A 516-nucleotide genomic window follows, 5' to 3' on the forward strand; every position below is an offset into this window, starting at 1 on the left:
CACGGTGTCGGCGCCCGTCATCGGTGGCCCCGAACAGCCGGTTCTCGCTCCACTCGAACGTGGATCGAGCTCATCCGTCATCTGATCCATCTCCCCTCGCTTTGACGCAACGGTATCCGTCCCGGATAGGCCCTACTACACCGTTCGCACATTGCGTATCCATTCAAGCAACATTTGTTGCTTCTTTGACAAATATCAATAACTCGATGAATTGCCTCTATTACATTGAGAACATGTAACAAACATCGGAAAATTCAGTAATATATTGACCGATGTCATTGCATACTTAAGGGAATTATTGTCAGCACGCAGTCGATTCAGCGCTCACTACCAATAACTAGGGATAGCTGTACTTACTCACATTAAAACGAGGATGACCATGAACACCAATGACCTGCTCAACGCCGTGATGCAACTCGACCTGGAACCGATCAAGATGAAACTGATGCACGTGGCGTCGGGTGAAGGCTGGAGCCTGGAAAAAGCCAATGCCGTGGAAAAGGAATACCGCCGCTT

It is taken from the genome of Massilia sp. Root335, from assembly GCF_001425685.1.
GTDB classification, from domain to species: Bacteria; Pseudomonadota; Gammaproteobacteria; order Burkholderiales; family Burkholderiaceae_D; genus Telluria; species Telluria luteola.